Source organism: Pseudomonas sp. F2 (genome assembly GCF_057174385.1).
Window position 1 is genome coordinate 607,527 of sequence record NZ_CM169904.1, and the last position, 24,965, is coordinate 632,491.

A 24,965-nucleotide genomic window follows, 5' to 3' on the forward strand; every position below is an offset into this window, starting at 1 on the left:
AGCAAGCCGATCCCCTCCGAAGACGTCTGGCGTTTTTCGGTCGGCTGATTGCGACGGGAAGCGGTTCGCGGTGTCGGGCGCGTTTCTCAACGCACGCCCGACACCGCACTCAGTGGGTGGTCATCACCGAAATCTTGCTGATGCCCGAGCGTTCGATGGACGCCATGGCCTTGGCCACCTGGCCGTAATTGACGTTGGCGTCGGCCTGCAGCTGCACCCGCACTTCGGCGTCCTTGGCCTTGACCTCCTTGAGGCTGGCCTCCAGCGATTCCGGTGCCAGTTCGGTTTTCGCCAGGTAGAACTTGCCGTCCTGATCGACGCTGACCACCACCGGGTCTTTCTTCTCGGCGGGGGCGACGGCGTCGGTTTTCGGCAGGTTGACCTTGATCGCGTTGGTCATCAGCGGTGCGGTGACGATGAACACCACCAGCAGCACGAGCATCACGTCCACCAGCGGCGTGACGTTCATTTCGCTGAGCACTTCATCGCTGTCTTGGGTGGAAAAGGACATCAGCTGGCCTCCCGCACGGCGGCAGTGGTTTTGCTGGCGATGGCCTGGCGGCTGATGGAGAACGCGCTGCGCGAGGCGAGGGCATCGAAGTCGTGGGCGAAGTCATCCATGTCTGCAGAGGCCAGTTTCAGGCGGCGCAGGAAGAAGTTGTAAATCAGCACCGCCGGGACCGCGACGGCGATCCCGACGCCGGTGGCGATCAGCGCGTGACCGATCGGGCCGGCGACCGCTTCAAGGCTCGCCGAACCGGTTTCGCCGATGCTTTGCAGGGCTTCCATGATCCCCCACACGGTACCGAACAGGCCAATGAACGGCGCGGTGCTGCCGATACTGGCGAGGATTGCCTGGCCGTTTTCCAGCGAGCGGCGTTCCTTCTGAATCTGCTGGCGCAGGTTGCGCTCCAGGCGATCGGAACGGTTGATGGTGTGCGCCAGTTGTTGCGTGGTACGCGGCGATTCTTCCACCAGCAAGGCTTCGAAACCGCTGCTGGCGATGCGCGCCAGCGAGCCCGGATACTGGCTGGCGTGCTCGGCCGCGGTGAGCAGATCCGGCGCGCCCCAGAAGGCTTTGCTGAACTGTTTGTTCTGGGCTTTCTGGCGCAGGTATTGCGCCGACTTGACCAGCAGGATCGCCCAGCTGACCACGGAAAACAGCACCAGGCCCCAGAGCACACCGGGGACAATCATCGAAGACAGTGAATTGTTCATCGCTACACCTCGCTTGCATTAAGTCGGTTGTGAGTTGGGTTTGCCGTTATTGCGGCAATTTGAAATCGATGGTCTGGGTGGCAAAGCCGTCAATCGGCGTGTCACCGCGTTTGGCCGGAATGAACTTCCAGTTCTTTACCGCCGCGACGGCGGCGTCATCCAGTTGCGGTTTGCCGCTGGACTTGGTCACTGTCACCGAACCAGCACGTCCGTTGGCCAACACCTGAATGCGCAGCACCACGCTGCCTTCCCAGTTGCGCCGCAGCGCCAGTGACGGGTACTCCGGCGGCGGGTTGCCAAGGCTGGCAAGGCCGGAAATCGCGGCCGATTCCTTGACCGGGCCCGGCGCGGCGGCCGGGGCCGGTGGCGCGCTCGGCGTGGTTGGCGCTGCCGGGGCGGCGGGTTGTGCCGGGGTGGGCGGGGCTTTTGGCGGCTCGACCTTCTTCACCGGTTTGGGCTTCTCGAGCGGTTTCGGTTTTTCGATCGGCTTGGGTTTCTCCACCGGTTTGGGCGGTGGCTTGACCGCGTCTTCGTCCTCCACCGGTTGTTCCGGCTCCGGAGGTGGAGGGGGCGGCGGTGGCGGTGGTGGTTCCGGTGTGGGCGGTGCCGGTGGCGTCGGGCTGGTCAGTTCGACGGTCATTTCCGGAATCTGCGGCGGCGTCGGCAGGGGCTCGGGCCGGGTCTGCTGGAAAAACCACCAGGCACCGCCGTGTATCAGTGCCGATACCGCGACCAGCAACAGCATCTGCTGCTTGTTCAACCCGCCGGGCTGCGAAGTGTTGGCCGTGAAGGCCGGTCTGCCCGGTGGTGGCGGGACTGGCGCGTCCCGTAACGGCCCCGGCAGGGTTCTGTGCTTTACCGCATCGTTCATTAAAGCTCCCTCGGGTTGATGAAGGGCAATAAGGTGCCGTCCGAACATTTCGTTGATGTTCGAGTGGGTGGGTGTAACTTTCTTTTGGGTGTACGCAAGCCGATAGTTGAACTATCTATTGAATAGGCTTGTGCAGGCTTACTGGCTTAACGCCAATGACTTCGTTTGTTCATTCGCCATTCCCTGGTGTTGTTCTGTATCGGTATGGATTGTTTCAATGGTCGTGATTCATTTTGCAACCGCTGTGCCAAATATTGCTGAAATGTAGCGCGGTTATTTCATGGCTGTTACCCATGTCGCATTTATATAAATTTTACAGACAGTCCCCATTTTATTTAGTGCATGACTGTCCGCGGCCCCGAACGCCGGGGCTTTTTTGCAGGCGAGTCAGACCGGGCGCCGTATCGGCCGGATTAGCCAGATAGAGCCGCTGAGCTCGGGTCCTCCAGGGCGCTTGATGGTGCGCGACGGACTGATTTGGTGCGGGTCAATGTTTTAGCGGGTCACGGCGCATGTTCCTTGTTTTTGTTTAAATGAAATCAGTATTCCGGATCTGCGTTAGTTGCGTGTGCAGGAACGCTTTTGGTGCAATTAAAAAATCAATTGAAGTTATTGTTCGACAATTTGGCAGTCGCTGATTAACTCAGTGCTGGCTCAACAACTTCATGGGTCTTATTTAAAAAACAAATACCACGCTGCCGTCGGCGCATTATTCAGCGCCAGCAGAGTGGTCGGTTATCAGGTTCAGGTAATGACGTAAATGCGCGGGTGGCCGGTGCTGTTCAGGTGAACTCGACATTGCGCGGATGGGTATAAACAGGCCGTGAAACGGCAGAACGATTGAAGATTCACGCAGTGACCTCCTTGTTGCCAGTTCGGATACGCGAACTTTTGGTCCGGTATCGCACCTTACAAGAACGCGGATAGCGTTCGATGATTGCTCTTGGTGCGGGATGGGCACCGCCAGCGCAGTTTTGCGGGGTTTGAATTCGCAAGTCGCGAATGCATGGGAAAAACGTGCCAAAGCCGATACACCCGCTATAAATAGGGCTACACAGATCCGTCGAGATCGAGGAGGGGGCATGTATCAACTGTACGGACATCGCAATTCGGGTGCTGCAGCCATCGAAGCAGCGCTGGAGTTATGCCAGATCGCCTATCGCTTCATCGATATCGAAGCTTCGAGCGAGGCGGCCGAAGCCCTGGCGCGCCTCAATCCACTGAAACAGGTGCCGACCCTGCAGTTGCCCGATGGCAGTGCGATCACCGAGAGTGTGGCGATTCTGATTCACCTGGGCCTGCGCTTTCCCGGATTCGGCCTGTTGCCGGCCGAGGCCACTGATCGCGATCAGGCGATTCGCGGCATGGTCTACATCGCGAGCAATTGCTACGCGGCCATCGGCGTCATCGATTACCCCGAACGCTGGCTGGTGATGCCGGACGAAGCCTCACGACAGAATCTGATGGCCGGTGCCCGCGAGCGCTTGCACTGGAGTTGGGAAGTATTTGCCGACCAGTTTTCCGCCGAGTTGTACCTGGACGATGAGACGCCCGGCGCCCTGGACGTGCTGGCAGCGGTGGTGACGCGCTGGTCGGGGAGTCGCGAGCACCTGCGCCAGACCCGCCCCGGATTCTACGCATGGTTGCAGCGCATTGACCGGCACCCGGTGCTGGCGCCTGTCTTCGCCCGGCATTGGCCGGTTTGACCACCACAAGATCCTGTAGTGAGGGGATTTATCCCCGATGTGGCACGAAGCACCCCCAAAAAAGCTGGGACCGCTACGCAGTCCATCGGGGATAAATCCCCTCACCACAGGGCTCACTCCTAAAGGAGGGAGGGATTATTCCCCGCGAATGTACTGCTCCAGCTGCTTGATCAGCTCGGCCTGTTCGGCAATCGCCTCTTTCACCAGGTCGCCGATCGACAGCAGGCCGATCAGCTTGCCGTTCTCCACCACCGGCAAGTGGCGCAGGCGTTTGTCGGACATGATGCCCAGGCAGGTGTCGACGGTCTGGTGGGTGTCCACGGTGATGACGTCCTTGACCATGATGTCGCGCACCGGTGTGCCCACTGACGAGCGCCCGTGCAGCACCAGTTTGCGCGCGTAATCACGCTCACTGATGATGCCGACCACTTTGTCATCTTCCATCACCACCAAGGCCCCGACGTTTTTCTCGGCCATTTTCATCAGCGCTTCGAGCACCATGTGACCGGGATCGATATGGTGCACTTCCTGATTTTTCTGATCTTTGAGCTTGAGCAGTTGGGCGACGGTCTTCATGGTGGTTACTCAGGTGTTGTCGTTGTTCTCCAAGCATCGTAGACGCTGGCGCGCAGGGCAAGGTGGCAAAGCGGCAGATAGCACGCAAAAAACGTCATTTGCCGAAAATACCTACCCCTGAGCCTGCGCGAAGGGAAACCTTGTGGTGAGGGGATTTATCCCCGATGGGCTGCGAAGTAGCCCCAAACTCATGAAGCCGGATTTTTCTGACACATATCACTGGATGGTTTTGGGCCCGCTACGCAGGCCATCGGGGATGAATCCCCTCGCCACAGGGTATGGGGTTATCCCCTGAATGGCAGCGTAGAATGCCCCTCTGATTCAATTCCTGAGGTTGCAGTGGTGGATTTACAGCAGGGCTTCGTCCTGACCCGGCATTGGCGCGACACCCCGGCCGGCACCGAAGTCGAGTTCTGGCTGGCGACTGACGCCGGACCGCGCCGTGTGCGTCTGGCGCCGCAGACGTCAGTGGCGTTTATCCCCGCTGCACAACGCGAAGCAGCCGAACGTCTGCTGCACGATGAAAAGAATGTCGAGCTGCGCCCGCTGGCCCTGCAGGATTTCGAGCATCGTCCGGTGCTGGGCCTGTATTGCCTGCAACACGGTCAATTGATGCGCCTGGAAACCGCGCTCAACCGCGCCGGGGTCGACGTCTTTGAAGCCGACGTGCGCCCGCCGGAACGCTACCTGATGGAGCGCTTCATCACCGCGCCGGTGCTGTTCAGTGGCAGTGCCGATGACGGCGGCGTCTTGCTCAATGCCCAACTGAAACCCGACCCCAACTACCGACCGCAACTGCGTCTGGTATCGCTGGACATCGAAACTACCGAAACCGGCGAGCTGTATTCCATTGCCCTGGAAGGCTGCGGCCAGCGTCAGGTGTACATGCTCGGCGCACCGAACGGTGATGCGAGCATTGTCGACTTCGATCTCGAATACTGCGATTCGCGCACCGTCCTTCTCAAAAAGCTCAACGACTGGTTCGCCCTCCACGACCCCGACGCGATCATCGGCTGGAACGTCGTGCAGTTCGACCTGCGCGTCCTCCACGAACACGCGCGGCGCCTCGGCGTGCCGCTGAAAATCGGCCGTGGCGGTGAAGAGATGCAATGGCGCGAACACGGCAGTCGCACGCATTTCTTTGCTTCGGCGGCGGGGCGGCTGATCATCGACGGCATCGAATCGCTGCGTTCGGCGACCTGGAGTTTCCCTTCGTTCAGCCTGGAAAACGTCGCCCAGACCTTGCTTGGCGAGGGCAAGGCGATCGACAACCCGTACCAGCGCATGGACGAAATCAACCGCATGTTCGCCGAGGACAAACCGGCGCTGGCCAGGTACAACCTCAAGGACTGCGAACTGGTCACGCGGATCTTCGCCAAAACCGAACTGCTGACGTTTTTGCTCGAACGCGCCAGCGTCACTGGCCTGCCGGCGGACCGCAGCGGCGGCTCGGTGGCGGCGTTTACCCATTTGTACATGCCGCTGATGCACCGTCAGGGTTTCGTAGCGCCGAACCTGGGCACCAATCCGCCACAGGCCAGCCCGGGCGGCTTCGTCATGGATTCACAGCCGGGGCTGTACGAGTCGGTGCTGGTGCTCGATTACAAGAGCCTGTATCCGTCGATCATCCGCACCTTTCTGATCGACCCGGTGGGGCTGATCGAAGGTTTGCAGCACCCGGATGATGCCGATTCGGTTCCGGGTTTTCGCGGCGCGCGTTTCTCGCGCACCCGGCATTGCCTGCCGTCGATTGTCGCGCGGGTCGCCGAAGGTCGCGAGACCGCCAAACGCGAGCACAACGCGCCACTGTCACAGGCGCTGAAGATCATCATGAACGCGTTCTACGGCGTGCTCGGTTCCAGCGGCTGCCGGTTTTTCGATACGCGTCTGGCGTCGTCGATTACTCTGCGCGGCCACGAGATCATGCTGCGCACGCGCCAGCTCATCGAAGCGCAGGGCCATGCGGTGATCTACGGCGACACCGATTCGACCTTCGTCTGGCTGCGCCGGCCGCACGGTCAGGAGGAGGCGGCGCAGATCGGCCAAGCGCTGGTCAAGCACGTCAACGACTGGTGGCGCGAGCACGTGCGGGAAGCATACGGTCTGCAAAGCGCCCTCGAATTGCAGTACGAAACTCACTACAAACGCTTTCTGATGCCGACCATTCGCGGCGCCGAGGAGGGCAGCAAGAAGCGCTACGCCGGACTGGTGACCCGCGCCGACGGCAGTGAAGAAATGGTCTACAAAGGCCTGGAAACCGTGCGCACCGACTGGTCGCTGCTGGCCCGGCAATTTCAGCAGGAGCTCTACGAACGGATCTTCCAGCGCAGGCCGTATCAGGATTACGTGCGTGATTACGTGCGCAAGACTCTGGCTGGCGAGTTCGATGAACGACTGGTCTACCGCAAGCGCCTGCGCCGCACCCTCGACGACTACGAACGCAACGTGCCGCCGCATGTGCGGGCGGCGCGGCTGGCCGATGATTACAACGCGCAACAGGGTCGCCCACGGCAGTACCAGAATGGCGGCTGGATCAGTTACGTCATCACCCTCGCCGGGCCGGAACCGCTGGAAGTGCGCCGCGCCGCCATCGACTACGACCACTACATCACTCGCCAGCTGCAACCGGTGGCGGATGCGATTCTGCCGTTCGTCGATGACGATTTTTCAACCCTGATCGGGGGGCAACTGGGCCTGTTTTGAGTCCAGTAGCTGCAACGTCCATTCGTCAAGGATGCCATGGAAGTAGCGCTCCAGCGCCTGAGCGAACGGGCAGTCGTCGGCGCTGAACTGCGCAAACAGGGTCATCGAGGAGTGGAATTTCAGGTCGTCGGGGTGGCCGAAAATTTCGGCTATCGAGCGCTGACGGATGTTCAGCACCAGTTGCGTGCAGGTGCGCAGCCGTGCGCCAAGCAGATCGTGGGCCAGATAGGCCTGCGCCTCTTCGGCGGATTGAATGGCGTAACGCCGGGACATTTCGCTGCCGCCCAGCCCGGCGAACTGCGGGAACACAAACCACATCCAGTGACTGCGTTTGCGCCCCTCATCGAGTTCGCGCTGAACCCGTTCGAACACCGGGTCCTGCGCCTGGACGAAACGCTGCAGATTGAACGGATCGTACTGATCAGTGCTTCTCATGACGAAGCCCTCGCCAACGGCCAGCGACTCAGACCATCGCCAGCCGTTGCTTGCGTTGTGGCGCTTTGAATACCTGATCCAGCGCCGCCAGATCCCCGGCATCCAGTTGCAACTGCGCCGCTTGTGCATTGAGTTGCACGTGTTCCGGTCGCACAGCCTTGGGAATCGCAATCACACCATCCTGACGCAGAATCCACGCCAGTGAAACCTGTGCCGGGGTTACCTTGTGACGAGTGGCAATCGTGTTCAGCACCGGTTCAGCCAGCATCGCACCGCCCTGACCGATCGGGCAGTACGCCATCAATGGCATGCGTTGCTGCTGGCACCATGGCAGCAGATCGAATTCGACGCCGCGCTCTTCCAGGTTGTACAGCACCTGATTGGTCGCACAGGCCGGGGAAGACAATTCTTCGAGATCATCGACATCAAAATTCGACACGCCCCAACGGCCAATCTTGCCGTCCTCGCGCAGGCGTTCGAAGGCTTCGACGGTTTCCTCCAGCGGATACTGGCCGCGCCAATGCAGCAGATAGAGGTCGATGTAATCGGTGCCGAGCCGGCGCAGACTGCGTTCGCAGGCTTGCGGGATACCTTTGCGGCTGGCGTTGTGCGGATAGACCTTGCTCACCAGAAACACCTGATCGCGCAGGCCCGCGATGGCTTCGCCGACGACAGTTTCGGCACCGCCTTCGGCGTACATTTCTGCGGTATCGATGAGGGTCATGCCCAGTTCGATGCCTTGGCGCAGCGCGGACACTTCACGCGAGTGCGCCGAGCGGTCTTCGCCCATGCGCCAAGTGCCTTGGCCGATCACTGGAACCTGCACGCCTGCCAGTTCAAGGGTACGCATTCAAACCTCCTGTGCTGATGGTCATACCTTAGTGGGCAGCAGGATAGCGCAGGGGTTCCAATGGAGGGCGATGAACCTGTGGCGAGGGGATTTATCCCCGATGGGCGCGTAGCGCCCCCAAGAAGCAGGGTTGCTGCGCAACCCATCGGGGATAAATCCCCTCACCACAAGGCCGGTGCTATTTCGCGGAGAACTTCAACACCACGCTATGGCTGTAAGTCTGCCCCGGATCCAGCCGCGTGCTCGGGAAGTCCGGCTGATTCGGCGCATCCGGATAGTGCTGCGTTTCCAGGGTAAACGCGCCCCAGTGCGGATAGACCTTGCCGCCCTTGCCTTTGACCGTGCCGTCGAGGAAGTTGCTGGTGTAGAACTGCACGCCCGGCTCGCTGGTGAACAGCTGCAGATGCCGTCCGGATTGCGGATCGCTGACCTCGGCGGCGACTTTGCTCACATCACCTTTGGTATCCAGCACCCAGTTGAAATCAAAGCCGCCCTGTTTCGGTTCGGCGAATTTCAGCTGCGGGTGTTCAGCCTTGATGTGGGTGCCGATGGCAGTGGGCTGGGTGAAGTCCATCGGCGTGCCGGCCACGGGCGCCAGTTCGCCGGTCGGGATCAGTTTGCCGGTGACCGGGGTGTAATGGCTGGCGTGCAAGGTGGCCACCTGCTTGAGGATGTCGCCATTGCCGGCACCGGCGAGGTTGAAGTAGCTGTGGTTGGTCAGGTTGAGCACCGTCGGTTTATCGGTGCTGGCCTTGTAGTCGATGCGCAACTCGTTGTTGTCGGTCAGGCGGTAGGTCACTTCGGTGGTGAGATTGCCGGGGAAGCCCATTTCACCGTCCGCCGACAGATAGGTGAGGGTCACGCCGACGGAATCCTTGTCCTTGGTTTCCTGCGCTTTCCAGACTTTCTTGTCGAAACCCTGGGTGCCGCCATGCAAGGCGTTGGACTTGTCGTTCTGCGGCACTTGATAGCGCTTGCCGTCGAGTTCAAATGCACCCTCGGCCAGGCGATTGCCGAAACGGCCGATGGTCGCGCCGAAATACGCCGTGCCTTTCTGGTAACCCTGAACATCGTCGAAACCGAGCACCACGTCAGCGGCTTTGCCGTGTTTGTCCGGTACTAGCAGCGATTGCAAGGTGGCGCCGTAGGTGATGACGGTCGCCTGCATGCCGTGGCTGTTGCGCAGGATGTATTGCTCGACGGGCGTGCCGTCATTGGTTTTGCCAAAGGCTTTGTGTTCGGCGCTCAGGCCGGCTGCGTTGGCGGAGAGGGTGGCGATCATCAGGGACAGTCCGAGGCCGGAAAGCAGGTGACGGGATTGAAGCATGGTTGACCTTCCTTTTTGTTGTTGTTTTGAAAACACCACAATTCCCCTGTAGGAGCTGCCGCAGGCTCGGGCCGCGTTCGGACGATCTTTTGATCTTGATTCTAAAAACGAAGGTTAAAAGATCGCAGCCTTCGGCAGCTCCTACAGGTAACTAGTCAATCTATTTTGGTTGTTGAAGAAGATTTATAGCTGATTGATCGTGTATTTCAACAATAAAGACTGACTAATTGGCTTGGCGCTCATTCGCCGCCGATCAACCGGGCAGATCCGCCACTGCACTTTTTTGCAATTGCCGGCTCTATCCATGGCCAGGATGCGGCGACGCCCGCCGCGCAGGAATGTGCCCGTTCGAGAATTCATGCCGAGAGCTTTTCACCCGATCATCCGATTTGTTCGCCGCCCGTGTCTGCTGCTGGCTTGTTTGTCATCGCTGTTTGTCAGCGGTTGCACGCACCAGACCGGCAACGGCTTCATCGCTCAGATGCGTGACGGTCAACCGCAGGAATTCCTGCAGACCAGCGTCGACCGCATGGCCACATTGGCGATGCGCGACAACCTCAACAGTCTTTATCGATTGATGGGCAAGCTGTATTTGCGCAACCCGGAAGAACTGCGCAAGTCGGGGTTCCTCGACATCAACACGGCGGTGAAACAGGTGCGCCTGGCGGTCGAGCAGCAGCAACCGTTGCCGGTTTTGGGCGGGCGCAAGGATCTGGCGGCGCTCAGCTATGCGATGAGTCCGGAGTTTCTCGGGGATCGGGTCGGCGCCTTCATCTATGCCATCGGCAGCATGCTGGTCACCGCTCATGGCAACCGCGTCGAGTTCTACATGACCGACGCAATCAACCCGACCTTCGTCCACAACGCCGCGCGCAACATCGAGAAAGCCACGTGGATCCTGGCCCAGCGCCAGAACAAGGAAGGCCAGCCGCTGCTGTTCTCCAATGAAATCTCGGAGGAGGGCAGCAACCTGAGCTTCGCCACCGAATTCGGCAAGATCGTCGCGCGGCTCGACTTGCTGACGCAGATGCTCGATGAGCGTTACCGGCGTATTGGCCTGAATTACGCGCAGAGCCTGCTGTTCCTGAATTTCCTCCCGGTGCAGTGAACCCTGTAGGAGCTGCCGCAGGCTGCGATCTTTTGACCTGGATCTTAAAAAACAAAGTCAAAAGATCGCAGCCTGTGGCAGCTCCTACAGGGGTTGGTGGTGTAAGTTGTATACAGTTTCAAATAAAAATTAGCTCAAAAGGGAGCTGCACCTGTCATGACCGACTCCGCAAGCACCGACTTCAACCGCATCGACCGCGCCGCCCGTACAGAAAAACTGCCGTACGCCGCGTTGCTGGCGTTCGCCATGACCGGCTTCATTGCCATCCTCACCGAGACGTTGCCGGCCGGGCTGCTGCCGCAGATCGGCGCCGGGCTCGGCGTCAGTGAAGTGCTCGCCGGGCAACTGGTGACGCTGTATGCCCTGGGTTCGATTGTCGCGGCGATTCCGTTGACCGTGGCCACCCGGGGCTGGCCACGGCGCCGGGTGCTGCTGATGACGGTCGGCGGTTTCCTGCTGTTCAACACCGTGACCACGTTCTCCAGCCATTACGGCCTGACCCTCGCGTCGCGCTTTCTCGCCGGGATGGCCGCAGGACTGTCGTGGGGCATCATGGCCGGGTACGCCCGCGGGATCGTGCCGGTGCATCAGCAAGGACGGGCGTTGGCAATCGCGATGCTGGGCACCCCGGTGGCGCTGTCGCTGGGTACCCCGGCGGGGACGTGGCTGGGTAATCTGATCGGCTGGCGCGCGTCGTTCGGGATCATGTCGGCGCTGGCATTGGTGCTGGCGGCGTGGATTGTGCTGGCGGTGCCTGATCGTCCGGGCCAGGCCAGCGCCGAGCGCCTGCCGTTGCTGCAGTCATTGCGCCTGCCGGGCGTGCGGCCGGTGCTGTTCGTGGTGCTGACCTGGATGCTCGGGCACAACATTCTCTACACCTACATTGCGCCTTTCCTGATGCAAGCCGGATTGGCCGAGCGCGTCGATCTGGTGCTGCTGGTGTTTGGTCTGTGTTCGCTGGTCGGAATCTGGATCATCGGCGTGCTGGTGGATCGCTGGCTGCGCTGGCTGACCCTGATCAGCCTCGCGGTATTTGCCGTGACTGCACTGGTGCTGGCGTTGATGTCTGCGTCGCCGTGGCTGATCTACACCTGTATGGCGGTGTGGGGCCTGTCATTCGGCGGCTCGGCGACGTTGCTGCTGACGGCTGCGGCGGATTCGGCTGGCGAGCATGTGGACGTGGTGCAGGCGATGCTCACCACCTCTTGGAACGTGGCGATTGCCGGCGGCGGCCTGTTTGGCGGGTTGCTGCTGGATCAGGCGGGGGCGATGTCGTTTCCGTGGGCGCTGTTGATCCTGTCGCTGATTGCACTGGCGACGGTGTGGATCAACCGGCATCACAGTTTCAAGCCGGGCCGCCGCGTGCACTGAACCACACCTCCACTGTAGGAGCTGCCGGAGTCTGCGATCTTTTGATTTTGTCTTTTAATCAAGATCAAAAGATCGCAGACTCCGGCAGCTCCTACAGTGTTAGATGTAGGAATCGGGCATAACGATAGACCGCATTGATATATGTGGTTATATGAAAAATCGCTATGCTGCGGGCCAGATTTTTCCTGTCGTTTTTCTGGACGTCTTAATGGAATTGGCAAATTTCGGCCTGGTCATTGCCGGGCTGGTGGTGGGTTTTATTGTCGGCATGACCGGTGTCGGCGGCGGTTCGTTGATGACGCCGATCCTGCTGTGGTTCGGTATCAACCCGGCAACCGCGGTGGGCACTGACCTGTTGTACGCGGCCATCACCAAATCCAGTGGCGTACTAGTTCACAAGAAGAACAACAACATCGATTGGGCGATCACCGGTTGGCTGACCCTTGGCAGCGTGCCGGCAGTCGCCCTGACCTTGTGGTTTCTCAGCAGTCTGCACACCGCGCCCGAGGCGATGAACGCGATCATCAAGCAAGCCTTGGGCTGGGTGTTGTTCGCCACCGCGCTGGCGATTCTGTTCAAGAAGCGCCTGCTCGAATTCGCCCATAACCGCGCGGGCGGCAACTACAACCCGAGCGGCGCGCGCCTGAACGTAATGACCGTGGTCACCGGTCTGATCCTCGGCACCATGGTCGCCCTGACCTCGATCGGCGCCGGCGCCCTCGGCACGGTCGCGTTGTTCATTCTTTATCCGCTGCTGCCAACCCGCCGTCTGGTCGGCACCGAAATTGCCCATGCCGTACCGCTGACCCTGGTTGCGGGTCTTGGCCACGCGAGCATGGGCAACATGGATTGGGGCGTGCTGGGTTTCCTGCTGATGGGTTCGCTGCCGGGCATCTGGCTGGGCAGCCACCTGACCGGGCGCATTTCCGATGAATTGCTGCGCCCGTGTCTGGCGACCATGTTGCTGTTGATCGGCTATAAACTGGCGTTCTGATGTAGGAGCTGCCGCAGGCTGCGATCTTTTGATCTTCGTTTTTACGATCAAGATCAAAAGATCGCAGCCTGCGGCAGCTCCTACACTGGGGTATGAAGGATGTTGAATTTCATGACGGTCACCGGCAAATCCTCGTAGACCAGATCCTCGACCACCTCCCAACCCAACCCCGCATACAGCGATTGCGCAGCGTCGGTGTACAGATACAACTCAGTCACTCCCAGCGTCGCCGCCTCGGCGACGATCCTGTTGACCAGTTGCGAAGCAATCCCGCGTCCACGCTCCTCGGCCTTCACATAAACCCCCGCCAGCCACGGCGTCAGTTGCGGGCGGATCTTCATGTCGCTGTCGATCAGCAGCGCGCCACCGAGCAATCGGCCGTCTTCAATGGCCACCACCACGCTGGGAACCGCACCCTTGCCGCAGGCGGCGCGCATCCGTTCGGTACGAGCCTCAAGGGTATCGCCGTCGCGGAATTCGCCCCATTCCTTGAAATTGAGTTCGGCCAGTTCCTCAATCAAATGCGGGTGATCGCACAGGTAGTCGATGTGCATGGGCTGAACTCCTTTTCATGGGCGGAACAGCCAGCCTAATGCGCTCACAAAACGTAATCAAATCCGCGTCACGATTACGCCGATGCGGTTGCGCAATGACGCGGCTGACCTAAGCTTCTGACAAGGCGAAACATATTTGCCGGGCACAGGTTCGGAACAATCGCCGCGATGCGCAATCATTAGAGCGTGGATATCAAAAGGAGATGCGCATGCTCATCAGGTCACTGACCCTGACACTCTTGCTGGCGATTGCCGGCCCCTTGTTCGCCGCTGACAACGATTCGCCCATAGCCGGGGATATGGGACGGGCCCGACCGTTGATCGTGATCGCACAAAGCACCGTCGACCCCGTGTGGGTGGGGTTGAAAAAGTCGCTGGAAGATCCGGCGAACAAGAAAGGTGTGACTGACCGCAACATCAAGGTCTACACCATCCTCAATATGGCCGGTCAGCTCGACGGCAAGGATCTCGGCCAGCAGGACACCATGGCCCTGTTGCGCTCGCTGAAGCTGGGCGCCGGGGCGTACCCGAAAGTGTTCCTGCTGGGCAAGGACGGCGAGACCAAACTCTCGGCCTCGGGCGATGAAGCGAAGTCGGTGGACCTGAAAAAAATCTTCGACACCGTTGATGCGCTGCCGGCCAGCGAAAAGGAAATCAGCGCACCGACGGTCGCTGAAACCAAGGCCACCGCCGCCGAACCGGCAGCCAAGAAAGGCGAGAAGGGCGCCAAGGCGGGCAAACCGGCGAAACCGAGCAAGCCACCGGAAATGCCGGATGATTGACGGCATGGCCTGAATCAAAAAATGGGCGACCTCTACAGGTCGCCCATTTTTATTGCCCGCCAAAAAGATCGCAGGCGGCGATCATTTGATTTTCAGTCGGTCAAAGCGCTGAGGATCGTGTGAGCAATCTTCACCCGCTCCGGAATCGGAAAGTTCTTGTTCGCCAGAATCACCACGCCGACATCCTTCGACGGCACAAACGCCACGTAACTGCCAAAGCCACCCGTAGACCCGGTTTTGTTCAGCAGCACATTATCCGCCTGCGGTTGCGGCGGGTTGAGCCACTTCACCTTGTGCGGCTGCATGGCCATTTCTGTACTGTTACCGGCCAGCAAGCGGTCGAGGCTGATCGGGTAACGGTACATTTCCCAACCCAGGCCTTGGGTCATGTCGCCGACGGTGTAGTAACCGGTGTGGGTGTTGGCGATGGCTTGTTGCAGTGGGGCTTCCAGGCTTGTCGGTTTCAGGTTGGCCTGAACGTAACGCAGCAGGTCGGCGGCGCTGGTTTTCACGCCATAGGCTTGCGCATCCATCGCGCCCGGGGTGACGCGCACCGGTTGGTTGTTCTTGTCGTAGCCCTGCGCGTACAGGCTCGTTTGCGCTTTCGGCACTTGTAGGTAAGTGTGTTGCAGGCCGAGTTTCGGCAGCAGGGTTTCACTCATCGCCTGATCATAGGGCTGGCCAAGGGTCTTGGCGGCCAGATAGCCGAACAGGCCCAGGCTCGGGTTAGAGTACAGACGCTGGCTACCGGCCGGGAAGCTCGGTTTCCACTGTTGGTAATAGCCGAGCATCTTGTCTGCCGAATCCCACGGGTCAGGGAATTGCAGCGGCAGGCCACCAGCGCTGTAGGTGCCCAGTTGCAGTACGCTGATGTTGTCGAAAGCGCTGCCTTTCAGTTCCGGCCAGAGCTGGCTGGCTTTGGTCGACAGGTCCAGTTTGCCGGTGGCCTGCGCGTAGCCCGCCAGGGTCGCGGCAAAGGTTTTACTCACCGAGCCGATTTCGAACAGGGTGTTTTCGCTGACTTTCTGTCCGGTATCCTTGGCGGCGACGCCGTAATTAAAGTAATGCGGTTGGCCGTGGACGGTGACAGCCACGGCCAGGCCCGGAACCTGTTGTTGCTGCATCACCGGGGTGACGGCTTTATTTACCAAGGCTTGCAATTGCTCGTCGCTGGGGGGGGCGGCCATGCACGTGGTAGCAGCGAAAATCACGCCAAATGCGCTGCAGATATTGACTTTTCTCGGGTTGATGAAGGACATGTGTGACCCACTCTCCATGAGTGTTGAGGGTGATATCCCGCTACACTGCGGGCGATCTTCTTGTTGGGCGACTGATCAGCGCCGTCAATTTAGGCAGTCCGGCGGCGATCGACAAACGATGAAATCTCGCATGAGCCATTAGAAAAATTTGGGAATTGGCATGATTCGACCTCAATTGCCGCTCAATGCACTGCGCGCTTTCGAAGCTTCTGCGCGTCATTTGAGCTTCACCCGCGCCGCGGTGGAGTTATGCGTGACCCAGGCGGCGGTGAGCCATCAGGTCAAAAGCCTCGAAGCGCAACTCAACGTCACCCTGTTCAAACGCCTGCCCCGTGGGCTGATGCTGACCAGTGAAGGCGAGACCCTGTTGCCCGTGCTGACCACGTCGTTCGATCACATCGCGCAGATGCTTGAGCGGCTGGCGGGCGGTCAGTATCGGGAAATGTTGACCGTGGGTGCCGTGGGAACCTTTGCGGTCGGTTGGCTGCTGCCACGGCTGGCAGACTTCCAGGCGAAACATCCGCTCATAGATTTGCGACTGTCGACTCACAACAACCGGGTCGATGTCGCCGCCGAAGGACTGGATTACGCGATTCGTTTCGGTGCCGGGGCGTGGCATGGCATCGAGGCCACGCGCTTGCTCGATGCGCCACTGTCGGTGTTGTGCGTGCCGGAAATTGCCCGGCAGTTGCAATCCCCGGGTGACCTGTTGCAGCAGCGTTTGCTGCGCTCGTATCGCACCGATGAATGGCCGCAGTGGTTTCACGCCGCCGGTCTGGCGACCCACGCCGCGCCGCCGCAGAGCATCGTGTTCGACTCGTCGCTGGCGATGATGGAGGCCGCGCTGCAGGGTAGCGGCGTAGCGCTGGCACCGCCGCTGATGTTCGCCCGGCAATTGGCAGCGGATGTGATTCGTCAGCCGTTTGCGATTGAAATCACCACCGGCAGTTATTGGCTGACGCGTTTGCAGTCGCGGCCGGAGACGGTGGCGATGAGTGCGTTCAAAAACTGGTTGCTGCAAATCTCTGCCTGACACAAATCCTTTGCAGGAGCTGCCGCAGGCTGCGATCGTTTGACTTTGATTTTTGAAGATCAAGACCAAAAGATCGCAGCCTGCGGCAGCTCCTACAAGGGGGAAGGCATCAGCGCACCAGGCACGGCCGCTTGTTATCGAACGTCCACCCCGGAAGCAAAAACTGCATCGCCACGCTGTCATCCCGCGCACCGAGGCCCATGCCTTTATACAGCTCATGAGCCTTGGCCACTTGGTCCATGTCCAGCTCCACGCCCAGCCCCGGTTTCTGCGGCACTTGCACGCAACCGTCGACAATTTGCAGCGGCGCCTGGGTCAGGCGCTGGCCGTCCTGCCAGATCCAGTGCGTGTCGATGGCGGTGATGTCACCCGGTGCTGCGGCCGCGACATGGGTGAACATCGCCAAAGAGATATCGAAGTGGTTGTTGGAGTGCGAGCCCCAGGTCAGGCCCCACTCGTGGCACAGTTGCGCGACACGCACCGAGCCTTGCATGGTCCAGAAGTGCGGGTCGGCCAGCGGGATGTCCACCGACTGCAACTGAATGGCGTGGCCCATTTCACGCCAGTCGGTGGCGATCATGTTGGTCGCCGTCTTTAATCCGGTGGCGCGGCGAAATTCGGCCATGACTTCACGCCCGGAGTAACCGTTTTCCGCACCGCAAGGGTCTTCGGCATAAGCCAGCACGTGATGCTGATCGCGGCACAGGCGGATCGCTTCCTTCAGTGACCACGCACCGTTCGGATCAAGCGTGATACGCGCCTCGGGAAAGCGTTCGGCCAGTGCCGTCACGGCTTCGATTTCCGCATCACCGCTGAGCACGCCGCCCTTGAGTTTGAAATCCTTGAAACCGTATTTTGCGTGGGCCGCTTCGGCCAGACGCACCACCGCTTCGGCGCTCATGGCCTTCTCGTGACGGACGCGGAACCAGTCGTTATCGGCGTCCGGTTCGCTGCGGTAGGCGAGGCTGGTTTCGCGCTGGTCACCGACGTAAAACAGATAGCCGAGCATCTTCACTTGGTCGCGCTGCTGGCCTTCGCCGAGCAGCGCCGCGACCGGTACGTCGAGGTGTTGGCCGAGCAAGTCGAGCAGGGCGGCTTCGAGTCCGGTCACCGCATGTATGGTGATACGCAGGTCGAACGTCTGCAGGCCACGGCCGCCGGCATCACGCTCGGCGAAGGTCTGGCGCACCTGATTGAGGATTTTCTGATAGTTGCCGATCGGGTTGCCGAGCACCAGGCTGCGAGCATCCTCCAGCGTCTGGCGGATGCGCTCGCCACCGGGCACTTCACCGACGCCGGTGTGCCCGGCGTTGTCCTTGAGAATAACGATGTTGCGGGTAAAAAACGGCCCGTGGGCGCCACTCAAGTTGAGCAACATGCCATCGTGGCCGGCCACTGGAATCACTTGCATGGCGGTGATGATCGGCGCTTTGGCGGTGTCGTGTGCAGTCATGGTTTTGATCCTAATCAGACAGAGTTCAGGCGTGCTTCGGCGCGGCTTCGGCCACGGCAAGGTCAGCAGCCGGTTTCGGTGTGGTGCGGGCCGCGAAGACGATGATCGCGGCGATGATCGAGGTCGCGGCCAGACCGTAGAGGCCGCCCTGAATCGAGCCGGTGTGTTGTTCCAGCAGGCCGAAGGTGGTGGGCGCGACGAAGCCGCCGAGGTTGCCCACCGAGTTGATCAGCGCAATCACCGCTGCGGCGATTCGCGCATCCAGATACGCCTGCGGAATCGGCCAGAACAACGAGGAGGCGGACTTGAAGCCGAGCGCGGCAAAACAGATCGCGACAAAGGCAAAAATCGGCCCGCCAGTGGTGGACATGAACATCCCCGCCGCGGCGATCAACAACGCGGTGGCGACCCAGGCTTGCTGATGCTTCCACTTGGCCGAGAAGGCAGCGAAGGCGTACATGCCGATGATCGACAGCAGCCACGGAATCGAGTTGAACAGCCCGACCTGGAAATCGCTCATCTCGCCCATTTTCTTGATGATGCTTGGCAACCAGAACGTCGCGGCGTAGATGGTCAGCTGGATAAAAAAGTAGATCAGGCAGAACAGGATGATCTGCCGGTCCTTGAGCAATTTGGCCATTGAAGGTCGGATCGGCGTCGCGGCTTCGCGGGCCTTCTGTTCGTCATCGATGGCGCTGACCAGTGCGTCCTGTTCGGCGCGGGTCAGCCATTTCGCGTCGTGAGGTTTGGCGTCGAGCCAGAACCAGACGAACACGCACAGCCCGACCGAGAACATCCCCTCGATGAAGTACATCCATTGCCAGCCGTGCATGCCCAGGCCGTTGATCTGCAACAGCAGGCCGGACAATGGGCCGGAGATCAGCGAGGCCACCGCCGAACCACTGAGGAAAATCGCGATGGCCTTGCCGCGTTCGGCGCCGGGTAGCCAGCGAGTGAAGTAGTAGATCACCCCGGGAAAGAATCCGGCCTCGGCCACGCCAAGCAGAAAGCGCAGGATGTAAAAGTGCGTTTCGTTCTGGATGAATGCCATGCCGGCGGCGACCAGGCCCCAGGTGAGCATGATGCGGGTCAGCCAAATGCGCGCGCCGACTTTCTGCAGGAGCATGTTGGACGGCACTTCGAATAGCGCGTACCCGATGAAGAACAGACCGGCGCCGAAGCCGTAGGCGGCCGCCCCGATGCCCAGGTCATGTTCCATGTGAGTGCGGACGAAACCGATGTTCACCCGGTCAATGTAATTGACGATGAACATGATCACGAAGAGCGGCAGGACGTGGCGTTTCACTTTCGAGATGGCGGACGCGAGTGTCGAATCGACGCCCTCGTTGATCCCGGAGACGGAGGTTTTCACTTGGTTTTCTCCCACTGATTATTTTTATGCGGGGGTAGGGCTGGTGCTGCGTTGTTGATAGACATCATACAACTTAGATTTTTTGTCCTACAAGTGGGGTGCGGTGATTAATTTTTTCTGGCGGGCTGGTTTTTTATTGCTTTTTTGTCAATTCATCCCTTTTTATTGGGATTTTATGGAGGTTTAGCTGGTTGTCGGTGTTAAGGAAACTGCTATTCGCCTTTGTTCCTGGGTCTGTCGCGAATCCCGTATTTCCTGTTTTCTTGAGTGTTGTCATACAAGCTGGCGCCTTTTTCAGGACTAAAATCAATCTCGTCAGCCACCGCGCAGTGCTACGATCCGCAAGCCCCGTTGACCGGAATCGATCATGCAAGAAAATCTTGACGCTCCCGCGCCCAAACGTGCGCATAACCTCGCCCATGATCTGGTGGAGAAACTCACCCAGAGCATCCTGCTTGGTCAGATGTCGCCCGGCGACAAGCTGCCGTCGGAGAACGCCATCGTTCAGGAGCACGGCGTCAGTCGCACGGTGGTGCGCGAGGCGATTTCCAAGTTGCAGGCATCAGGGTTGGTGGAGACGCGGCACGGCATTGGCACTTTTGTCATCGAACGCGCTGCCGAGCAGGGTTTGCGCCTGAATGTCGACACCGCGCTCGGCGTGCGCAGCATTCTTGAATTGCGCATGGGCCTGGAAACTCAGGCCGCCGCATTGGCCGCACAACGGCGCAGCGAACAACAATTGCTGCAGATGCGCCAGGCGCTGGATGACTATCAGCGTCTGCTGGACAGCAACGACAGTTGCGTCGAGGCGGATCGGCGTTTTCATCTGCTGATCGCCGAAGCCACCGGCAACGTCTGCTTCAGCGAAATCATGCAGCATCTGGGCAGCGCGATGATTCCGCGTCAGCGGCTCAACGCGGCCGAGCGTGGGGCGGCGGATCTGAGCAAGCTGGGGCAGTTGGCGCATCTGGAGCACGAAGCGATCCTGAATGCGATCAAGCGCCAGGACCCGGACGCAGCGCGCGCGGCAATGTGGTTGCACCTGACCAACAGCCGCGACCGCTTCGGTGCGCAGGGCTGATTGCCGTTAGTCTGCTCGATGGCACGGCCTGCGCAGGCCTGCTTCCAAGCGGTATGGCCCGGGTTTTCCGGACCTCCTTGGTGAGGTGTGTCATGGCTAATGATTTGCTGTTTCAAGGTGGTGTGCTGCCGACCGATCCGACCCGTCCGGTGCCCGGCACGGATGAGCCGACACTGGCCGATCACGATGCGCCACCGGGCATGAGTCCCGGGCACGATCCGTTGAGTGATGCCGATCGGCCGGAAGACTGGAAAGACCCGGCGGCGGACGATGATGTGCCGCCGGCAGATGAGCCGACGCCGTTGTCGGATGATCGCAGGTAGTGAAAAACCCGGCTCTGGTGCCGGGTTTTTTTGGGTCGGTCAGTGGCGGGGTGTTTTGCTCATGCCGGCCTCTTCGCGGGCAAGCCTGCTCCCACAGTGATTGTTGGTGGCATGGGATTTTGTGTTCAACACAACCCCTGTGGGAGCTGGCTTGCCAGCGATGGCGGCCGCAATGTCGCTGAAGATCAGTGACGCCTGCAAGGTGTTGCGTGTCCTCATACCGGATTGGCAGCTAGATCACGCATCAGCAACCCAAAGCGCAAATCCACCGCATCCGGAATCGGCAGGTACACCGTGTGCCCATCCCCAGGCGCCACCTCGATCGCTTCACCCTTGGCACTCTGCAACTGGTGAAGATCAAAGTGGAAATTACCCTTGGGCGTCATCAGTTCCAGGTGGTCGCCCAGTGCAAACCGGTTTTTCACCTTGACCTCGGCCAACCGGTCACGGCGCTCACCGGTGAGTTCGCCGACGAATTGCTGACGTTCCGACACCGAGCTGCCGTTCTGATAATTCTGGTATTCGTCATGCACATGCCGGCGCAGGAAACCTTCGGTGTAGCCGCGCTGGGCCAGTGATTCGAGGTCGGTCATCAGGCTGCGATCGAACTCGCGTCCGGCTACGGCATCGTCGATTGCCCGGCGATAAACCTGGGTAGTACGTGCGCAATAGAAGTGCGACTTGGTGCGACCCTCGATCTTCAGCGAATGCACGCCCATGCGCGTCAGCCGTTCGACGTGCTGCACCGCGCGCAGATCCTTGGCGTTCATGATGTAGGTGCCGTGCTCGTCTTCAAACGCCGGCATCAACTCATCGGGACGATTGGCTTCCTGCAGCAGGAACACCTGATCGGTCGGCGTGCCGATGCCCAGGGTCGGCTCGGGCTGGAAGCTCTGCACGATCTCGCCGAGCTGGTTTTCCGTGGCCTCCTGTGCCGAATATTTCCAGCGGCAGGCGTTGGTGCAGGTGCCTTGGTTGGCGTCGCGCTTGTTCATATAGCCCGACAACAGGCAGCGCCCGGAGTAAGCCATGCACAGCGCGCCGTGGACGAACACTTCCAGTTCCATGCCCGGCACCTGTTCGCGGATTTCAGCGATTTCCTCCAGTGACAATTCCCGCGACAGGATGATCCGGCTCAGGCCTTGTTGCTGCCAGAACTCGACGCTCGCCCAGTTCACCGTGTTGGCCTGCACCGAAAGGTGGATCGGCATCTGCGCAAAATGCCGGCGCACCAGCATGATCAGGCCCGGGTCAGACATGATCAGGGCATCCGGCGCCATCTCGATCACCGGCGCCAGGTCCTTGAGGAAGGTCTTCAGCTTGGCATTGTGCGGGGCGATGTTGACCACCACGTAGAAGCGCTTGCCCTGGGCCTGTGCTTCGCGAATACCGAGGGCGAGGTTGGCGTGGTCGAACTCGTTGTTGCGCACCCGCAGGCTGTAACGCGGCTGGCCGGCGTAGACCGCATCGGCGCCGTAGGCGAAGGCATAACGCATGTTCTTCAAGGTGCCGGCGGGGGCCAGCAGCTCCGGGGCGGCGAGGGGGAGGTCAGGGATCATGGCGGCATCGGTCGCAAAAGCGCGGCAGGGTAGTGCAGCGGCAACTGCGGTTTATTGATCTGGATCTATCTTTGCGCGGGTGCCACTGATCTGTGCCGCGCCGGCACCATGAAAAGGTCCCGCTGCATCAGGTGCAGCGAGCTGCTTCTACCAGGCGATCTATGCTCCATGAACAAAGATGGCACTCGTGCGTGCCCCGGTGGACTAAGGTTCGAGGCGTGCGTGACGCCTGACTGACATGGATCGGACATGAACGAAAAAACGCTGCAATTCAAATCCCTCACCGTGCTGTTGCTGTTGGTGACGGTCGCCTTCATCTGGATTCTGCTGCCGTTCTACGGTGCGGTGTTCTGGGCGGTGATTCTCGGCATTCTGTTTGCGCCGATGCAGCGCAAGTTACAGCTCAAATTCGGCTGGCAGCGCAACCTGACAGCGCTTTGCACGCTGGGCATTTGCCTGGTGATCGCGATTCTCCCGGTGATCATTCTCAGCATCCTGTTGGTGCAGGAAGGCGCGACGGTGTACAACAACATCGAAAGCGGTCAACTGGACATCGGTGCCTACCTGGCACAGTTCAAACACAGCTTGCCCCCTTACTTTCAGCATTTGCTCGATCGCTTCGGCATGGGCGAACTCAACGGTCTGCGCGAGAAAATCGTCAAGGCGTCGATGCAGGGCAGTCAGGTGCTGGCCAGTCAGGCCTTCAGTTTCGGCCAGGGCACATTCGAGTTTGTGGTCAGCTTCGGCATCATGCTGTACCTGCTGTTTTTCTTTCTGCGCGATGGCGCCGAACTGGTACGCAAGGTACGCACCGCAGTGCCGCTGGAAGAGACCCACAAACGTCGTCTGCAGTTGAAGTTCAACCGGGTGGTGCGGGCGACGGTGAAGGGCAACCTGGTGGTGGCGGTCACTCAGGGCGCATTGGGCGGGGCGATTTTCTGGTTTCTCGACATCCCCAGCGCGTTGCTCTGGGCGGTGCTGATGGGCTTTCTGTCGCTGTTGCCGGCGGTAGGCGCGGGAATCGTCTGGGCGCCGGTGGCGGTGTACTTCCTGCTCAGCGGGATGATCTGGCAGGGCGTGGTGTTGGCGCTGTTCGGGGTATTTGTGATCGGTCTGGTGGACAACGTGCTGCGCCCGATTCTGGTCGGCAAAGACACGCGCATGCCCGACTACATGATCCTGATCTCGACCCTCGGCGGCCTCGCAGTGTTCGGCCTCAACGGTTTCGTGATCGGGCCGCTGATCGCGGCGCTGTTCATGTCGAGCTGGGCGCTGTTTATCGAGACCAAACCGAAAGTCCAGTTGCCTTAAGCGTGGAACGGCGCGCTGACGATTTTCTGCGACAGTGCCTGCGCTGCCGGGAGCGAAGTCAGCGGGCCGCTGATGGGCTCACCGTCGCGCACCAGATACCAGCAGGCGAGCAATCCCGACGCTCTGAGCGATGCGGGAACAGCGCTGCCGATGACCGACATGATTTGAACTTGAGCCATGACCAGTACCTCCATCAATCTGTGGAGCTACCTTAGGGATTCGCTGTGCTCAGGGACAATCAACGCTCTCGATAGTGGTCATTGATAACAGTGAGGACGGGTTCAGTCGACAACCTGGTCGAGCATGTGCACCACTTCGCGCTCGTTGAGCAAGCCCTTGTGCACCAGGTTCTCCGCCAGCAGCGAAAGGAACTTGGCGCAGCGGTGGCCCTCCAGGTGTTTGAGTTCGGTCAGCGCGCTGTACACCTTGCTTGAAGTGCACAGGCCGACGATGCGGTGCGGATTCTGAGTAGGCATGGGTCGTCCTTGTTGTTATCAACCTGTTGTTTACGGACGGATTCAGATTGCGGTTCCGTCATGACAAATCGATGACCGTTCTGTGTTTTGCCCCCAACGGTCAAGTCCATCATGCCGACTTTAGCCGCTGGAACTGTCCTCACAGCGACCTTGGCAAGATTTTTTCAGACGTTGCCCGACCGACGGTCATAAAAAAGCCCCGCTATAAAGCAGGGCTGATTGTTGGCGATTACCAGCGCGGGCCACCGTAGTAGCCGTGTGGCCGGCCGTAATAGCCGCGTGGTGGGCCGTAGTAGACCGGGCCAGGCACGTAGACCGGTTGTTGCACGTAAACCGGGGCCGGCTGGTAATAGACCGGTGGCGGCGGTTGTTGCACATAAACCGGTGCCGGTTGAGCGTAAACAGGCTGTTGTACGTAGACTGGCCGGTCCTGGTTGATCAGCGCCGAGCCGATGATGGCCGAGCCGACGATCGCACCAAACACGGCCGGACCCTGCCAGCCACCGCCGTGGGCTTCTGCCTGACCTGTGATCGCGAATGCACCAATCAACAAGGCCACGATGGGGAGTTTACGAATCATGATAATTCCTCGGTTCTTCGACC

General features: G+C 60.0%; 25 protein-coding genes. 10 read left to right on the forward strand and 15 right to left on the reverse strand.

Translation table 11 applies throughout. From position 1 onward, the window contains the following. Positions 1–109 precede the first annotated feature (109 nt). Genes AC193Q_RS02550 through AC193Q_RS02560 form a run of 3 tightly spaced genes read right to left on the reverse strand, consistent with a single transcriptional unit; the run spans position 110 to position 2,089 of the window. Complete coding sequence (locus tag AC193Q_RS02550) at positions 110–511, reverse strand: ExbD/TolR family protein (RefSeq protein ID WP_003223575.1); 402 nt, start codon at positions 509–511, stop codon at positions 110–112. Then, positions 511–1,218 carry a MotA/TolQ/ExbB proton channel family protein gene (locus tag AC193Q_RS02555; RefSeq protein ID WP_007966644.1) on the reverse strand — a complete coding sequence of 236 codons (708 nt, stop codon included), beginning with the start codon at positions 1,216–1,218 and terminating at the stop codon, positions 511–513. Before AC193Q_RS02555 ends, AC193Q_RS02550 begins: the two co-directional genes overlap by 1 nt. Before the next feature lie 46 nt (positions 1,219–1,264). Continuing rightward, complete coding sequence (locus AC193Q_RS02560) at positions 1,265–2,089, reverse strand: energy transducer TonB (protein ID WP_483879111.1); 825 nt, start codon at positions 2,087–2,089, stop codon at positions 1,265–1,267. Between the two features lie 1,082 nt (positions 2,090–3,171). Between AC193Q_RS02560 and AC193Q_RS02565 the strand changes: the two genes are divergently transcribed. Continuing rightward, the gene (locus AC193Q_RS02565; RefSeq protein WP_041074054.1) at positions 3,172–3,795 is read left to right on the forward strand and encodes a glutathione S-transferase N-terminal domain-containing protein; all 624 of its coding nucleotides are present in this window, start codon (positions 3,172–3,174) and stop codon (positions 3,793–3,795) included. 135 nt (positions 3,796–3,930) lie between these two features. On the opposite strand, the gene AC193Q_RS02570 is transcribed toward AC193Q_RS02565, so the two are convergent. Then, the gene (locus AC193Q_RS02570; RefSeq protein WP_027613875.1) at positions 3,931–4,371 is read right to left on the reverse strand and encodes a CBS domain-containing protein; all 441 of its coding nucleotides are present in this window, start codon (positions 4,369–4,371) and stop codon (positions 3,931–3,933) included. A 342-nt stretch (positions 4,372–4,713) separates the two neighbouring features. On the opposite strand from AC193Q_RS02570, the gene AC193Q_RS02575 reads away from it, so the two are divergent. Further along, positions 4,714–7,074, forward strand: coding sequence for a DNA polymerase II (locus AC193Q_RS02575; RefSeq protein ID WP_183082841.1), 2,361 nt, complete (start codon positions 4,714–4,716; stop codon positions 7,072–7,074). Here the strand turns inward: AC193Q_RS02575 and AC193Q_RS02580 are convergent. The 3 genes from AC193Q_RS02580 to AC193Q_RS02590 form a co-directional block, all read right to left on the reverse strand. Further along, the gene (locus tag AC193Q_RS02580) at positions 7,039–7,509 is read right to left on the reverse strand and encodes a DUF1810 domain-containing protein (protein WP_095667002.1); all 471 of its coding nucleotides are present in this window, start codon (positions 7,507–7,509) and stop codon (positions 7,039–7,041) included. The two genes, AC193Q_RS02575 and AC193Q_RS02580, sit on opposite strands and share 36 nt — an antisense overlap. 28 nt (positions 7,510–7,537) lie before the next feature. Further along, positions 7,538–8,359: an aldo/keto reductase gene (locus tag AC193Q_RS02585; protein WP_121184673.1), complete on the reverse strand. Its 822-nt coding sequence runs from the start codon at positions 8,357–8,359 to the stop codon at positions 7,538–7,540. A 178-nt stretch (positions 8,360–8,537) separates the two neighbouring features. Next, positions 8,538–9,686 (reverse strand): aldose epimerase family protein, encoded by a 1,149-nt coding sequence (locus AC193Q_RS02590; protein ID WP_047291526.1) that lies wholly within the window; start codon positions 9,684–9,686, stop codon positions 8,538–8,540. A 358-nt stretch (positions 9,687–10,044) separates the two neighbouring features. Between AC193Q_RS02590 and AC193Q_RS02595 the strand changes: the two genes are divergently transcribed. The 3 genes from AC193Q_RS02595 to AC193Q_RS02605 all read left to right on the forward strand — a co-directional run bounded on the left by AC193Q_RS02595 (position 10,045) and on the right by AC193Q_RS02605 (position 13,159). After that, a complete protein-coding gene (locus tag AC193Q_RS02595; protein ID WP_047291528.1) occupies positions 10,045–10,794 on the forward strand; it encodes a hypothetical protein in 750 nt (249 codons plus the stop codon). Positions 10,795–10,950: 156 nt separating this feature from the next. Beyond that, complete coding sequence (locus AC193Q_RS02600) at positions 10,951–12,165, forward strand: MFS transporter (RefSeq protein WP_483879112.1); 1,215 nt, start codon at positions 10,951–10,953, stop codon at positions 12,163–12,165. 208 nt (positions 12,166–12,373) lie between these two features. After that, positions 12,374–13,159, forward strand: coding sequence for a sulfite exporter TauE/SafE family protein (locus tag AC193Q_RS02605; RefSeq protein WP_047291532.1), 786 nt, complete (start codon positions 12,374–12,376; stop codon positions 13,157–13,159). An 80-nt stretch (positions 13,160–13,239) separates the two neighbouring features. Here the strand turns inward: AC193Q_RS02605 and AC193Q_RS02610 are convergent, their stop codons facing one another. Next, complete coding sequence (locus AC193Q_RS02610; RefSeq protein WP_121184677.1) at positions 13,240–13,713, reverse strand: GNAT family N-acetyltransferase; 474 nt, start codon at positions 13,711–13,713, stop codon at positions 13,240–13,242. A 209-nt stretch (positions 13,714–13,922) separates the two neighbouring features. Between AC193Q_RS02610 and AC193Q_RS02615 the strand changes: the two genes are divergently transcribed. After that, positions 13,923–14,495: a DUF4174 domain-containing protein gene (locus AC193Q_RS02615; RefSeq protein ID WP_121184679.1), complete on the forward strand. Its 573-nt coding sequence runs from the start codon at positions 13,923–13,925 to the stop codon at positions 14,493–14,495. A 92-nt stretch (positions 14,496–14,587) separates the two neighbouring features. Here AC193Q_RS02615 and ampC read toward each other — a convergent pair whose 3' ends face one another. After that, complete coding sequence (gene ampC / locus AC193Q_RS02620; protein ID WP_483879113.1) at positions 14,588–15,754, reverse strand: class C beta-lactamase; 1,167 nt, start codon at positions 15,752–15,754, stop codon at positions 14,588–14,590. 160 nt (positions 15,755–15,914) lie between these two features. Here ampC and AC193Q_RS02625 point away from each other — a divergent pair, with 160 nt between their 5' ends. Further along, positions 15,915–16,787 (forward strand): LysR family transcriptional regulator, encoded by an 873-nt coding sequence (locus tag AC193Q_RS02625; RefSeq protein ID WP_047291542.1) that lies wholly within the window; start codon positions 15,915–15,917, stop codon positions 16,785–16,787. Between the two features lie 109 nt (positions 16,788–16,896). On the opposite strand, the gene gudD is transcribed toward AC193Q_RS02625, so the two are convergent. Together gudD and AC193Q_RS02635 are read right to left on the reverse strand one after the other, a co-directional pair. Continuing rightward, positions 16,897–18,240: a glucarate dehydratase gene (gene gudD, locus AC193Q_RS02630; RefSeq protein ID WP_483879114.1), complete on the reverse strand. Its 1,344-nt coding sequence runs from the start codon at positions 18,238–18,240 to the stop codon at positions 16,897–16,899. Between the two features lie 25 nt (positions 18,241–18,265). Beyond that, on the reverse strand, positions 18,266–19,612 hold the full coding sequence (locus tag AC193Q_RS02635) for an MFS transporter (RefSeq protein WP_121184685.1): 1,347 nt from the start codon (positions 19,610–19,612) through the stop codon (positions 18,266–18,268). A gap of 367 nt (positions 19,613–19,979) precedes the next feature. Here AC193Q_RS02635 and AC193Q_RS02640 point away from each other — a divergent pair, with 367 nt between their 5' ends. After that, positions 19,980–20,693 (forward strand): FadR/GntR family transcriptional regulator, encoded by a 714-nt coding sequence (locus AC193Q_RS02640; RefSeq protein ID WP_047291547.1) that lies wholly within the window; start codon positions 19,980–19,982, stop codon positions 20,691–20,693. Positions 20,694–20,785: 92 nt separating this feature from the next. Then, entirely contained in the window at positions 20,786–21,016 is a 231-nt protein-coding gene (locus AC193Q_RS02645) for a hypothetical protein (protein WP_121184690.1), read from the forward strand. Between the two features lie 215 nt (positions 21,017–21,231). Here the strand turns inward: AC193Q_RS02645 and trhP are convergent, their stop codons facing one another. Next, positions 21,232–22,575, reverse strand: a complete 1,344-nt coding sequence (gene trhP, locus AC193Q_RS02650; RefSeq protein ID WP_121184692.1) for a prephenate-dependent tRNA uridine(34) hydroxylase TrhP — start codon at positions 22,573–22,575, stop codon at positions 21,232–21,234. Positions 22,576–22,824: 249 nt separating this feature from the next. Here trhP and AC193Q_RS02655 point away from each other — a divergent pair, with 249 nt between their 5' ends. Continuing rightward, on the forward strand, positions 22,825–23,886 hold the full coding sequence (locus tag AC193Q_RS02655) for an AI-2E family transporter (protein WP_121184694.1): 1,062 nt from the start codon (positions 22,825–22,827) through the stop codon (positions 23,884–23,886). Here AC193Q_RS02655 and AC193Q_RS02660 read toward each other — a convergent pair. The 3 genes from AC193Q_RS02660 to AC193Q_RS02670 form a co-directional block, all read right to left on the reverse strand. Then, positions 23,883–24,065 carry a hypothetical protein gene (locus AC193Q_RS02660; protein WP_041074091.1) on the reverse strand — a complete coding sequence of 61 codons (183 nt, stop codon included), beginning with the start codon at positions 24,063–24,065 and terminating at the stop codon, positions 23,883–23,885. The genes AC193Q_RS02655 and AC193Q_RS02660 overlap by 4 nt on opposite strands. A gap of 102 nt (positions 24,066–24,167) precedes the next feature. Beyond that, positions 24,168–24,362: a hypothetical protein gene (locus AC193Q_RS02665; RefSeq protein WP_025108897.1), complete on the reverse strand. Its 195-nt coding sequence runs from the start codon at positions 24,360–24,362 to the stop codon at positions 24,168–24,170. A gap of 229 nt (positions 24,363–24,591) precedes the next feature. Then, positions 24,592–24,942 (reverse strand): hypothetical protein, encoded by a 351-nt coding sequence (locus AC193Q_RS02670; protein ID WP_007965394.1) that lies wholly within the window; start codon positions 24,940–24,942, stop codon positions 24,592–24,594. Positions 24,943–24,965 lie beyond the last annotated feature (23 nt).